This window comes from Mesorhizobium sp. M2A.F.Ca.ET.042.01.1.1, assembly GCF_003997405.1.
Classification (GTDB): Bacteria; Pseudomonadota; Alphaproteobacteria; order Rhizobiales; family Rhizobiaceae; genus Mesorhizobium.
Genome location: NZ_RZRX01000231.1, coordinates 1 through 10,417, shown reverse-complemented (window position 1 = coordinate 10,417; position 10,417 = coordinate 1). Strand labels below are relative to the sequence as shown.

Sequence of the window (10,417 nt, the reverse complement as noted above, 5' to 3'; positions counted from 1 at the left end):
GGCGTGGCGGTTCCATCGCCACTTTTCATGACACGTCAATTGAAGAGCCCAGATCCATGTGCGGACGCTTTGCCCTGACCGCCACGCCGGACCAGACCGCCGCCTTCCTCGGCTTGGCCGAGCTGGAGGGATTTCCGGCCCGCTACAACATCGCGCCGACACAGCCGGTGCTGATGGCGCTTGCCGGCCCGCCGCGGGAACGCGGGTCCAACCTGCCGGACCGCCAGGCGATGCTGGTGCGCTGGGGCCTGATTCCGGCCTGGGTCGAGGACACTAAGGCGTTTCCACTGCTCATCAACGCCCGTTCCGAGAATGTGCTGCAAAAAGCCTCGTTCAAGACCGCCATGCGCCACCGCCGCGCTCTTGTGCCGGCATCGGGCTTCTACGAGTGGCAGCAATCGGGTTCGGCCAAGGGGCAACCCTACTGGATCCGCCCGCGACGCGGCGGCGAGGTCGCCTTCGCCGGGCTGATCGAGACTTACTCCGAGCCCGGTGGTTCCGAGATGGACACCGGCGCGATCATCACGACTGAGGCCAATGCCGGCATCGCCCATATCCACGATCGCATGCCGGTGGTGATCGAGGAGCGCGACTTCGCCCGTTGGCTCGATTGCGGCACGCAGGAGCCGCGCCACGTGCTCGATCTGCTGAAGCCCGCCGAGCCGGATTTCTTCGAGGCGATACCGGTTTCCGATCTGGTCAACAAGGTCGCTAACACCGGGCCGGAGATCCAGGAGCGCGGCATCGTTTCGCCGCAGGCCGAAAAGCCCAGGCGCCAGAAGCCTGGCGCGGACGAAAACCAGATGAGATTGTTTTAGAGCAATTCCAGGAAAGTGTGGAGCGCTTAGGTTCGGCGCCTTCGCCGTAACCTTCCGTTCGGAATTGCGTCAAACCATCCAACAGAAGGCTGCCTGCCCGAAAGCCTGCTTTGGGGCCTTCATCTCCAGGGCGCTCGTGGCGCCCTCGTCACCGCCGTCCCATCGTCGGAGACCGTGCCGGTTGCGCCGTTTCAGGCGGCGCGCGGCGAGACGATCTTCTGCGCGGGCTTCTTCTTCTTCGCGGTGTGGAGGAGGGCGGCGACGATGGCCGCCGGGCCGATCGCGCGGTAGTGGTTGGCCAGCGCGGGCTGCGTTTGTCGGATCTGTTCCTGCTTGCTGCGAGCCATGATTCTGTTCCCTGGTAACGGTTTCGTGTTCAGCGTTTGGCGGCTGATTCCGTCCAAATCGTGACACCGGGCGGTCTAGCCGGCGAATGTTTCATCACTGTGCCGACATGTTTAATAAAATGTTTCGCCACGTCTTTACCTGTGATCCAACGACATCTTTCCTAAGCCGAGCGACTTGACGGCAACACCCGCCGGCGCGATAAAGCCGGCCATGAAAACGTCTTTCGCCATTTGTGGCATTTGCATTATTGGCTAGCCTCGCGCTGGTCCGGACGTTTTCGCCTCATCTTTCCCCAGATCGGAAAAAACGCCCCGGCCAGCAGGCTGGAGCCTGTTTTGCGCCGTGGCGCAGGCAAGGCTCCATCCAAGTCTAAGGGATCGGAAGGGCACGTATGTCTGAACCATCGAAGGGCCTCAGCCTTTACAACACGCTGACGCGGACGAAGGAACCGTTCGTTCCGATCGACCCGCAAAACGTGCGCATGTATGTCTGCGGCCCAACCGTTTACGACTTTGCCCATATCGGCAATGCCAGGCCGGCGATCGTCTTCGATGTGCTTTTCCGCCTGTTGCGCCAACTCTACGGCGAAAAGCATGTCACGTATGTGCGCAACATCACGGATGTCGACGACAAGATAAACGCCAGGGCGCTGCGAGACTTCGGCGGCGAGATCGCGGCCGGAAAGTTGTCGCTGAATGATGCAATCCGCAAGGTCACCGAAAAGACCGCCGACCAGTACCACAAGGATGTCGCCGCGCTTGGCTGCCTGCAGCCGACCTACGAGCCGCGGGCGACGGAGTTCGTCGCACCCCGCGCCGACGGCAAGGCCGACATGCTGTCGCTGATCCGCCAGCTGATCGAGCGCGGCCATGCCTATGTCGCCGGCGGCGAGGTGCTGTTCGACACCGCCTCGATGCCGGACTACGGCGAATTGTCGAAGCGCAATCTCGACGAGCAGCAGGCCGGCGCGCGCATTGCGGTCGACGCGCACAAAAAGAACCCGGGCGATTTCGTGCTGTGGAAATTGTCTTCGCCCGAAGAGCCGGGCTGGGAAAGCCCGTGGGGCAGGGGCCGGCCCGGCTGGCACATCGAGTGCTCAGCCATGTCGGCCGCTTATCTTGGCGAGGTCTTCGACATTCATGGCGGCGGCCTCGACCTGATCTTCCCGCACCACGAGAACGAGATCGCCCAGTCGCGCTGCGCCCACGGCACCAAGGTCATGGCCAATGTGTGGATGCACAACGGTTTCCTGCAGGTCGAAGGCCAGAAGATGTCGAAGAGCCTCGGCAATTTCTACTCGATCCACGAATTGCTGGAGACCGAGACCTTCGGCGGCCGCACCTGGCCGGGCGAGGTCCTCAGGCTGGCGATGCTGATGACGCATTACCGCGAGCCGATCGACTTCTCCGTGCGCAAGCTGGAGGAGGCGGAAAACACGCTGCGCAAATGGAAGCGCGCGGCGGACCTGGCGCCTGCGGCCTCGACGGATCTGCCGACCGGGGTGGTGGAAGCGCTCTCGGATGACCTTGCCACCTACACCGCCTTCCAGCGGCTGACGCAGCTTGCCGGCGAGGCGGTGGAGGCTGGCGGCGATGGTGGCAATGCCGCCGCTTCGTTGAAAGCGGCACTGGCCTTCCTCGGCTTCGATGTCGGCGCGGCCAAGGTTGACGAGGCGGCGGTGGCAAAAGCAATCGCCAGACGCTTGGAATTCATCGCCGCAAAGAACTGGGCCGAGGCCGATCGCATCCGCGATGAGCTTTTGGCACAGGGCGTGCAGCTGAAGGACGGCAAGGATCCTGTCACCGGCGCGCGTGTGACGACGTGGGAGATCAAGCGGTGAAGGTGGATGCCTCCATACGGGAGAGGTTGGAGCGAGGCCCCCCTCTCTGTCCTGCCGGACATCTCCCCCTCAAGGGGGGAGATTGGATGTCGCCTGGGCTTTCGCCAACCGCCAACGTTGAAGATTGGGCGCCGTCGGCGAAGCTGCTGATCTCCCCCCTTGAGGGGGAGATGCCCGGCAGGGCAGAGGGGGGCCTCGCGATGACCCATCATCGTGTATCGCCCGTCAGTCGCGGCAATGCGCGCAAGATGCGCAAGCAAATGACGGATGCCGGATTGAAGCTCTGGAACGAAGTCCGGGCGCATAGGCTGATGGGCCTTTCCTTTCGGCGGCAAATGCCTATCGCAGGCTACATTGTCGACTTTGCTTGTCCCGACAAAAAGCTGGTCGTCGAGATCGACGGCTCACAGCACGCTCTTGCCGAAGTTTCGGCGTCCGACGCCGCGCGAACCGCGAAGCTTGAAAGTCTAGGCTGGACCATCCTGCGCTTCTGGAACGACGACGTGATCCGCGATATCGACAATGTCTGCCAGCACATCGTCATCGTGGCCGGCCTGGCCGCCGCGCCACCAAGGGAGGAGCTCGTCCTGTGATCGATCATCTCGGCATCACCGTTTCCGATTTCGACGCGTCGAAGGCCTTCTACGACAAGGCGATGGCGCCGTTGGGGGCTTCGCTGCTCTATATGGTGCCGCAGGAATATACCGGCGGCGCCAAGGTTGGCGGCTATGGCCGCGACCGGCCGGTGTTCTGGGTGAGCGACAGCACGGACAAGCCGAGATCAACCCAGCACATCGCCTTCACCGCGCGCAGCCGCGCCGAGGTCGATGCGTTTCATGCGGCGGCACTTGCCGCCGGCGGCAGGGACAATGGCGGGCCGGGCCTGCGTCCGCACTATCATCCGAACTACTACGGCGCCTTTGTCTTCGATCCCGACGGCAACAATGTCGAGGCGGTCTGCCATGATCTGGAGTGAGCCCCTAAGGCAGCCCATGAAACGGAGTGAGCGATGAGCCTCGACAACAGGCCGATCTACACCGGCGGCTGCCAGTGTGGCGCCGTGCGCTTCCGCGTCGAAGGCGCGTTGGGCGACGCCTCGGTCTGCCATTGCCGCATGTGCCAGAAGGCGAGCGGCAATTTTTACCTGCCGCTGGTGTCGGTGCGCGGCGCCACGCTGGACTGGACGCGCGGCGAGCCCAAACGCTTCCGTTCCTCCAACGCCGCCTGGCGCGGCTTCTGCGCCGAATGCGGCACGCCGCTGGCCTTCGAGGCGCCCGACGGTATCGCGCTGGCGATCGCCGCCTTCGACGACCCGACCGGCATCGCGCCCACCATCCAGTGGGGGACGGAGGCGAAGCTTCCCTATGTCGACGGCATCCCGAAGCTGCCGTCCGAGGACACGATGGCCGATATAGCCTCTGCGCCTTACCTCGCCGAGCTCGTCTCCTATCAGCATCCAGACCACGACACCGACCAATGGCCGCCGGAGGAAAGACCATGACCGATCAAGTTCGAACCGGTGGCTGCCAGTGCGGCGCCGTCCGCTTCCGCGTGCACGGCAAGCTCGGACGCCCGTCCATCTGCCATTGCCGCATGTGCCAAAAGCAGTTCGGCAATTTCTTCGGCGCGCTCGTGACGGTGCCGAAGGACGGCGTCGAATGGACCCATGAGGAGCCGACCTATTTCCAGTCCTCGGTCAACATCGACCGCGGCTTCTGCGCCCGCTGCGGCACGCCGCTGACCTACCGCCAGCCGGGCGCGCTGGAGATCGCCATCGGCGCGTTCGACGACCGCTCCGATCTCGCGCCGCAGATCCAGGTCAACTACGCGGTGCGGCTGCCCTGGGTGGAGAAGATCTTCGAGGCCCCGATCCTCGACGATCCCGATTTCTACCGACGGCAGGAGCAGATCATCTCCTTCCAGCACCCCGATCACGAGACGGCCAATTGGCCGCAGCAGGGCTTGAAACTATGACGATCCACAGTGGTTCCTTGCGCAGCCTCTATCCCGAGATCGAGCCGTTCGAGTCGGGCATGCTCGATGTCGGCGACGGCCACACCATCTACTGGGAGCGCTGCGGCACCAGGGGCGCCAAGCCCGCCGTGTTCCTGCATGGCGGCCCGGGCGGCACCATCTCGCCGAAACATCGGCGCCTGTTCGACCCGAAGCTCTACGATGTCATCCTGTTCGACCAGCGCGGCTGCGGGAAGTCGACACCCAACGCCTCGCTGGAGGCCAACACCACCTGGCATCTCGTCGCCGACATAGAGCGCCTGCGCGAGATGGCGGGCTTCGACAAATGGCTGGTCTTCGGCGGTTCCTGGGGCTCGACGCTGGCACTCGCCTATGCCGAGACGCATCCTGAGCGCGTCAGCGAGCTCATCGTGCGCGGCATCTACACGCTGACCCGCGCTGAGCTCGAATGGTATTATCAGTTCGGCGTCTCGGAGATGTTTCCCGACAAATGGGAGCGCTTCCTCGCGCCTATCCCCGAGGCCGAGCGCGGCGACATGATGGCCGCCTATCGCAAGCGGCTGGTCGGCTCCGACCGCGCGCGCCAAGTCGAGGCCGCCCGCGCCTGGAGCATCTGGGAGGGCGAGACGATCACGCTGCTTCCCGAGCCCGAGACCAGCGATCCTTTCGCCCAGGACGACTATGCGATCGCCTTCGCCCGCATCGAGAACCATTATTTCGTCCATGCCGGCTGGCTGGAGGAAGGGCAGCTGCTCCGCGACGCCTGGAAACTGAAGGACATCCCCGGCACCATCGTCCACGGCCGCTACGACATGCCGTGCCCGGCGAAATATGCCTGGGCGCTGCACAAGGCCTGGCCGAAGGCCGATTTCCACCTCATCGAAGGCGCTGGCCACGCCTATTCCGAGCCTGGGATTCTGGATCGGCTGATCCGGGCCACGGATCGGTTTGCAGGAAAATACTGACGCACGTTTGCGCTCCACGGTGATGGATCGCAACCTTTCGAGCTACAGCCATGACAAAGCAACGCCTCTACCTCTTCGACACGACGCTCCGCGACGGCCAGCAGACGCCAGGCATCGACTTTTCCGTCGAGGACAAGATCGCCATCGCAAAACTGCTCGACGCGTTCGGGATCGACTATGTCGAGGGCGGCTATCCGGGCGCCAATCCGACCGACACCGCCTTCTTCCAGAAGAAGCGGACGGAAAGCGCGAAATTCGTCGCCTTCGGCATGACCAAGCGTGCCGGGGTCTCGGCTTCCAACGATCCGGGGCTGGCGGCGCTGGTGCAGTCGAAGTCGGACGCCATCTGCTTCGTCGCCAAGAGCTGGGACTATCATGTGCGCGTGGCGCTCGGCTGCACCAACGAGGAGAACCTGGAGTCGATCAAGGCCTCGGTCGAGACGGCGGTGGCCGCCGGCAAGGAGGCGATGGTCGACTGCGAGCATTTCTTCGACGGCTTCAAGGCCAATCCCGATTACGCGCTGGCCTGCGCCAGGACCGCCTATGAAGCCGGCGCGCGCTGGGTGGTGCTGTGCGACACCAATGGCGGCACGCAGCCTTCGGAAGTGCGCGAAATCGTCGGCAAGGTGGTCGCCGGCGGCATCCCGGGCGACCATCTCGGCATCCATGCGCATGACGACACTGGACAGGCAGTGGCCAATTCGCTGGCCGCCGTAGAAGCTGGTGTGCGCCAGATCCAAGGCACGTTGAACGGCATCGGCGAACGCTGCGGCAACGCCAATCTGATCACCATCATCCCGACGCTTTCACTGAAGCCCGCCTTCGCCGACCGCTTCGAAACCGGCATTTCGGCGGAGGATCTGACTGGAATATCCAGGCTTTCCCGTGCCTTCGACGAATTGCTCAACCGCGCGCCGGAAGCGCAGGCGCCCTATGTCGGCTCCTCGGCCTTCGCCACCAAGGCCGGCATCCATGCCTCCGCGCTTGCCAAGGAGCCGGCGACCTACGAGCACGTGCCGCCGGAAGCCGTCGGCAACCGCCGCCGCGTCATGGTCTCCGATCAGGGCGGCAAGGCCAATTTCCTGGCCGAGCTGAAGCGGCGCGGCATCGATGTACCGAAGGACGACAACCGGCTCGACTCCCTGATCGCCGTCGTCAAGGAGCGCGAGGCCGAAGGCTATGCTTATGAAGGCGCCGACGCGTCCTTCGAGCTGCTCGCGCGAAAAATGCTGCACGGCTTGCCGGAGTTCTTCAACGTCACCTCTTTCCGCTGCATGGTCGAGCGCCGCTTCGACGCCAACGGCAATCTGAAGACCGTCTCCGAGGCGATCGTGAAGGTCGAGGTCGACGGCGAGGAGAAGATGTCGGTGGCGGAAGGCCACGGCCCGGTCAATGCCCTCGACATCGCGCTGCGCAAGGACCTCGGCAAATACCAGAGCGAGATCGTCGACCTTGAGCTCGCCGACTTCAAGGTGCGTATCCTCAATGGCGGCACCGAGGCCATCACGCGCGTCCTGGTCGAATCGCATGATTCCACCGGCGCCCGCTGGTGGACCGTCGGCGTCTCGGAAAACATCATCGACGCCTCCTTCCAGGCGCTGATGGATTCGATCATCTACAAGCTGATGAAGAACCGCGAGATGGCTGGGCTGGTGGCGGCGGAGTAGGGGGATTCGGATCGTCAGCCGGCTCGATAGTCGGCATCATAACCGAACCGCCTGAAATCCTCCGCATAGGCCCGCCTGACCTGATCAACCAGCGGCCGCGTCCATGCAATTCCTGGCGTCGGGGCAGACTGGTTGAGCGGTTTTGCCAGCGAGTTTCGAATTTCCTCCGAAGCGCCTAATCGGGCCAAGACAGGATTCAAGCCTTCGGCCAGGGATTCGAGCTTTATGATGTCGATCCTGAAGTCGCTCGAATTCGGAATTATTGCTGACATTAGGCCCCAATGGCCGTTCTTGCCGAGAGCAGCCGTTGTGCAGGCGCCTTTGACGAAGCTGTCGAAAGACAGTTGGTCTCGGTCGATGTCCGACGAGGACAATGAGGTCATGTCGCCCATCAATTGCTCAATCAGTCCGGTATTTCCTGGGTCGGATAGTTTGAGCTTATAGAACTTGTTGAGATAACATGACCGCAATCTGGAGAATGGATTTCTCACCACGGAGAAAATCAGCGTCTCCGGGTCGCGCAGCAGCGATTCGAACAGTTTTACGCCGACGTCGCTCGGGGCAAGCAGTCCGGATTTTCGACGCGAATGATATGCCTCGGGATCGTCATCATGGTTGATTCCGTAGGCGCAGATCGAAAGCAGTCGCTTGACTGTGGTGCAACCCGCCTTGGGTACTTCCACATAGATCAGCTTTCGGTCCGGGAAAACGTGAAAGAAGTAATCGATGTCTGTTGTTGCGCGGTAAGCCCGATAGGCGACCGAGTCGGCCAGATGACGCCTTACACCGAGCTGTGCTCGGAAGAAAGTATACTTCCTATTCTTTATGGCACTTGTCAGGCGCGACATTGAAGGGTTCCAGAATCACTTCATATTGGAATTCCCCCAAGCGCCAAATGAGGCTATTACTTCGGGCGGGCCATCACAAACAGAAAATTCTGTAGGCGGACCGGCGGAGGCGAATTGTGATGCGGCGCCACGGAAAGGAATCGGTCCCGGCCCGCTGAGCCATCACCAAAACTCCGTTGATCCATCATAATTTTGTGATGGTCTTGGGCGGTCCGCTGGGCCATAGCGTTGGGCCATGGTCACCGCTACAGCCGATCTCGATCAAGACGCCAAGGGCCGACGCGGCTTCCTTCTGGCGCTTGGCGCTTATTTCCTCTGGGGGCTCTTGCCCTTCTACATGAAGGCGGTGGCGCATCTGCCGCTTGCCGAGGTGATCGCCAACCGCGTCGTCTGGTCGGTGCCGATCGCGGCGGCGGTGCTGATCTGGGCCGGCCGCACCGCCGACTTCAAGGCGGCGATCCGTTCGCCCAAAAGCCTTGCCATGGCGGCACTGACGGCGGTGCTGATCTCGGTCAACTGGGGCATCTATGTCTGGGCGATCGCGGTCGACCGCACCGTGGAGACCGCGCTCGGCTATTACATCAACCCGCTGGTCAATGTCGTCGTCGGCGCGGTGCTGCTCGGCGAGCGGCTCGACCGGCTGCAGGTCGCGGCTGTCGCGCTGGCAGCGGTCGCGGTGACGGTGCTCACCGTCGAGGCCGGCAAGCTGCCCTGGGTGTCGCTGGCGCTCGCCTTCTCCTTCGCCGCCTACGGCTTCTTCCGCAAGACCCTGCCGATCGGCCCGAGCCAGGGGTTCCTGCTCGAAGTGCTGCTGCTCTCAATGCCGGCGCTCTGCTACATCGCCTACCTGATCGCCACCGGCCAGGATCATCTCATCTCCAGCACCGGTTCCGACACGGCCTTGCTGATCGGCTGCGGCCCGATCACCGCGGTACCGCTGCTGCTGTTTGCCTTCGGCGCAAGGCTGCTGCGCCTGTCCACCATCGGCATCATGCAATATATCGCCCCCACCATGGTGTTCCTGATCGCCGTGCTGATCTTCGACGAGCCGTTCGGCACCACCCAGGCCATCGCCTTCGCGCTGATCTGGATGGCGCTGGCGATGTACAGCTGGTCGATGTTCAGGGGCCGCGAAGCGCGGCCGGCGTCGCCGGCGACGAGATAGGGATCGGCGCGCTACACGCGCCCCAGCCGTCGCACGATCTTGTAAACAACGCCGGCAATGACGACCGAGATCGCCGTCACCACCCAAAAGCCGTGCGGCGTGTCGACCAGCGGCAAGCCGCCGACATTCATGCCGAACAGGCCGGAAATGATGGTCGTCGGCAACAGCACCGCCGTCATGACAGAGAGGATGTAGAGCAACTGGTTCGACTGTTCGGTGAGCTTCGCCATCAGCTCGTCCTGCAGCAGCCGCGTGCGCGCCTGCAACTGCTCGCTGTCGTGATGCAGCGTGTGCGCCCGGTGCGAGAGGCGTGTAGCCATGTCGTTGATCGGGTCCGGCAGCTCGTTGCGATGCGAATGGTCGAGGTGGCGGAAGAGGCTGGTGAGCGTCGCCATCTGCCGGTGGATCAGCACCAGCTGCCGGCGCGCGTCGACCAGCGCCTGGCGTTCATTGTGCCATGCATCGCACACGATGCGGTCCTCGATGCCGTCGAGCGTGTCGCCCATCTTGTCGAGCTCGGCTGCCATGCCGTCGAGCGACTGGCCCATCACCGCCTCGATCAATTCGGCCGGCGTGCGGAATTTCCGCGTTCCGCTCTCCACCAGCTTGCGGATCTTGTCGACCGATTCCAGCGGCTGCTTGCGGGCGCCGACCAGCATCTTGTCGTTGAAGGCGAAGCGGAAATGCGTGAGTCCGCGCGCCTCGGCAAAATCGTGCCTGAGGTCCGGCAGGTCGCCATAGAGGAAGTCGTCCTCGAAATCGATCTGGCAGCCATGGCTTGGCGACAGGAAG

Annotated in this window: 12 protein-coding genes; 9 read left to right on the top strand and 3 right to left on the bottom strand. The window is 63.1% G+C overall.

From position 1 onward, the window contains the following. Window positions 1–56 precede the first annotated feature (56 nt). Window positions 57–818, top strand: coding sequence for an SOS response-associated peptidase (locus EOA23_RS26900; RefSeq protein ID WP_127306371.1), 762 nt, complete (start codon window positions 57–59; stop codon window positions 816–818). Between the two features lie 191 nt (window positions 819–1,009). Here the strand turns inward: EOA23_RS26900 and EOA23_RS26895 are convergent, their stop codons facing one another. Further along, window positions 1,010–1,165, bottom strand: coding sequence for a hypothetical protein (locus EOA23_RS26895; protein ID WP_108702811.1), 156 nt, complete (start codon window positions 1,163–1,165; stop codon window positions 1,010–1,012). A 392-nt stretch (window positions 1,166–1,557) separates the two neighbouring features. On the opposite strand from EOA23_RS26895, the gene cysS reads away from it, so the two are divergent. The 7 genes from cysS (at window position 1,558) to cimA (ending at window position 7,612) form a co-directional block, all read left to right on the top strand. Beyond that, window positions 1,558–3,006 carry a cysteine--tRNA ligase gene (gene cysS / locus EOA23_RS26890; protein WP_127306370.1) on the top strand — a complete coding sequence of 483 codons (1,449 nt, stop codon included), beginning with the start codon at window positions 1,558–1,560 and terminating at the stop codon, window positions 3,004–3,006. A gap of 200 nt (window positions 3,007–3,206) precedes the next feature. Beyond that, a complete protein-coding gene (locus EOA23_RS26880; protein WP_127306372.1) occupies window positions 3,207–3,599 on the top strand; it encodes a DUF559 domain-containing protein in 393 nt (130 codons plus the stop codon). After that, on the top strand, window positions 3,596–3,982 hold the full coding sequence (locus EOA23_RS26875; RefSeq protein WP_127306369.1) for a VOC family protein: 387 nt from the start codon (window positions 3,596–3,598) through the stop codon (window positions 3,980–3,982). Before EOA23_RS26880 ends, EOA23_RS26875 begins: the two co-directional genes overlap by 4 nt. 33 nt (window positions 3,983–4,015) lie before the next feature. After that, entirely contained in the window at window positions 4,016–4,507 is a 492-nt protein-coding gene (locus tag EOA23_RS26870) for a GFA family protein (RefSeq protein ID WP_127306368.1), read from the top strand. Then, window positions 4,504–4,980: a GFA family protein gene (locus EOA23_RS26865; protein WP_108702816.1), complete on the top strand. Its 477-nt coding sequence runs from the start codon at window positions 4,504–4,506 to the stop codon at window positions 4,978–4,980. The genes EOA23_RS26870 and EOA23_RS26865 overlap by 4 nt, the downstream gene beginning before the upstream one ends. Continuing rightward, window positions 4,977–5,945, top strand: coding sequence for a prolyl aminopeptidase (pip, locus tag EOA23_RS26860; RefSeq protein ID WP_127306367.1), 969 nt, complete (start codon window positions 4,977–4,979; stop codon window positions 5,943–5,945). The genes EOA23_RS26865 and pip overlap by 4 nt, the downstream gene beginning before the upstream one ends. Window positions 5,946–5,995: 50 nt before the next feature. Beyond that, window positions 5,996–7,612 (top strand): citramalate synthase, encoded by a 1,617-nt coding sequence (gene cimA, locus EOA23_RS26855; RefSeq protein WP_127306366.1) that lies wholly within the window; start codon window positions 5,996–5,998, stop codon window positions 7,610–7,612. Between the two features lie 14 nt (window positions 7,613–7,626). On the opposite strand, the gene EOA23_RS26850 is transcribed toward cimA, so the two are convergent. Beyond that, window positions 7,627–8,460 (bottom strand): sulfotransferase family 2 domain-containing protein, encoded by an 834-nt coding sequence (locus EOA23_RS26850; protein ID WP_126061882.1) that lies wholly within the window; start codon window positions 8,458–8,460, stop codon window positions 7,627–7,629. Window positions 8,461–8,695: 235 nt separating this feature from the next. On the opposite strand from EOA23_RS26850, the gene rarD reads away from it, so the two are divergent. Beyond that, window positions 8,696–9,625, top strand: coding sequence for an EamA family transporter RarD (gene rarD / locus EOA23_RS26845; protein ID WP_127306365.1), 930 nt, complete (start codon window positions 8,696–8,698; stop codon window positions 9,623–9,625). Between the two features lie 11 nt (window positions 9,626–9,636). Here rarD and EOA23_RS26840 read toward each other — a convergent pair. Continuing rightward, a partial coding sequence (locus EOA23_RS26840) for a CorA family divalent cation transporter (protein WP_127306364.1) occupies window positions 9,637–10,417 on the bottom strand: 781 nt, incomplete at its 5' end.